At 64.0% G+C, this 2,093-nt stretch carries 3 protein-coding genes; all 3 read left to right on the forward strand.

Annotated features, from left to right (window positions below; all coding sequences use genetic code 11):
* A partial coding sequence (argJ, locus tag RMN95_RS10880; protein ID WP_309616938.1) for a bifunctional glutamate N-acetyltransferase/amino-acid acetyltransferase ArgJ occupies positions 1-960 on the forward strand: 960 nt, incomplete at its 5' end.
* On the forward strand, positions 960-1,853 hold the full coding sequence (gene argB, locus RMN95_RS10885; protein WP_309616939.1) for an acetylglutamate kinase: 894 nt from the start codon (positions 960-962) through the stop codon (positions 1,851-1,853). The genes argJ and argB, both read left to right, overlap by 1 nt.
* The coding region (locus RMN95_RS10890; protein WP_309616940.1) for an aminotransferase class III-fold pyridoxal phosphate-dependent enzyme at positions 1,850-2,093 on the forward strand (244 nt) is incomplete at its 3' end. The genes argB and RMN95_RS10890, both read left to right, overlap by 4 nt.

A 2,093-nucleotide genomic window follows, 5' to 3' on the forward strand; every position in this document is an offset into this window, starting at 1 on the left:
GTGTCGGCAATCGTGCTCAATTCGGGCGGCGCGAATTGTTTTACCGGCTCGCAGGGATTCCAGGTGACACATGCGACAGCCGAGGCCGTCGGTGCGGCGCTGGATGTCAGTGCCGGCGACGTGCTCGTGTGCTCGACCGGACTCATCGGCGAGCAGCTGCCGCTCGAGAAACTGTTACCCGCGGTGGCTGCGGCGGCCGCCGCCCTCGGGGATCATGGCGACGAGGCATCCACGGCCATCATGACCACAGACTCGAAGCCGAAGCGGTCGATCAGGCACGGCAATGGCTACACCATCGGCGGCATGGCGAAGGGAGCCGGGATGCTCGCGCCGGGGCTCGCGACGATGCTTGTAGTCATCACCACCGATGTCGTGCTCTCGTCGGCTGAGCTCGACATCGCGCTGCGCAGCGCCACCCGGATGAGCTTTGACAGGCTCGACTCCGACGGTTGCATGTCGACTAACGATCAGGTCTCGCTGCTCGCCTCGGGTGCATCCGGAATCAAGCCGCAGCCCGACGACTTCGTCGAGTTGCTCACCGAGGTCTGCCTCGACTTGGCCGAGCAACTCCAGGGCGACGCCGAGGGCGCAAGTCACGACATCCACATCGAGGTCACGGGCGCTGCGACGGAAGACGACGCCGTTAAGGTGGGTCGCTCGATTGCCCGCAACAACCTCTTCAAGGCGGCGATCTTCGGCAACGATCCCAACTGGGGCCGTGTGCTCGCCGCGATCGGAACCACGGATGCCGCATTCGACCCGTATGACGTCGACGTCTCCATGAACGGGGTACGGGTTTGCCACCTCGGCGCCCCGGATCGCCCGCGCACCGAGGTGGACCTCACTGGCCGTCGCGTCGACCTGCTACTCAACCTGAAGTCGGGCAGCGCCACAGCGACTATCCTGACCAACGACCTCACGCACGAATACGTGCATGAGAACAGTGCATACTCCAGCTGATGCCGCACATCTCTGACAACAGGGCTCAGGATCAGGCCGCGGCCAAGGCCGCAGTTCTCATCGAGGCCCTGCCGTGGCTGAAGCGATTCCACGATGAAATCATCGTCGTCAAGTTCGGCGGTAACGCCATGATCGACGAAGAGCTCACACGCGCCTTCGCCGAAGACATGGTCTACCTGCGCTACGCCGGAGTGAAGCCCGTGGTGGTGCACGGCGGCGGGCCACAAATCACGGCGGAACTGACGCGCCGGGGCATCCCGAGCGAATTCAGGGGAGGCTACCGCGTGACGACGCGCGAAAGTATCGGGGTGATCCGCCAGGTGCTCACCGAGCAGGTCGGCGGCACACTGGTGGCACTCATCAATGAGCACGGCGATCTGGCCCGGGGTATTTCGGGCGATGACCGCGGCCTGTTCACCGGGGTTCCGCGCGGCGCCATGGTCGACGGTGAACTTATCGACCTCGGGCTCGTCGGGGAGGTCACCGACGTCGACCCCGCGAGCGTACTCACCGTGCTGGAGGCCGGGCATATCCCGATCATTTCGACGGTCGCGCAGGGAGCGGATGGCCTGTTGAACGTCAACGCCGATTCGGCGGCCGCGTCACTGGCGATCGCCCTGGGGGCCGCAAAACTGGTCGTCCTTACCGATGTCGCCGGGCTCTACAGCGACTGGCCGAACCGGGATTCGCTCGTCAGTGTTATCACCACGACCGAACTGACTCAACTGCTGCCGGGCCTTGAGTCGGGGATGATCCCCAAGATGACAGCGTGTCTCGACGCGGTAACAGGAGGAGTTCCCAAGGCGGCGATCATCGACGGTCGCGCGAAGCATTCCATCCTGCTCGAGGTCTTCACCCAGAGCGGCATTGGCACGGAGGTGGTACCGGCATGACCTGGCAGGACGAATATTCAGAGCGGATGATGAAATCTGCAGCCGTGCCCAGCGTCGAGCTGGTGCGCGGTGAAGGCTGCCACGTCTGGGACTCTGAGGGCAGAAAATACCTCGACTTCTTGGCCGGAATTGCTGTCAACTCGCTCGGCCACGCCCATCCGGTGCTGGTAGAGGCGGTGAGCCGGCAAATCGCAACACTGGCGCATGTGTCCAATTACTTCGCCACGCCACCGCAGCTTG

This window comes from Salinibacterium sp., from assembly GCF_031364185.1.
GTDB lineage: Bacteria > Actinomycetota > Actinomycetes > Actinomycetales > Microbacteriaceae > Rhodoglobus.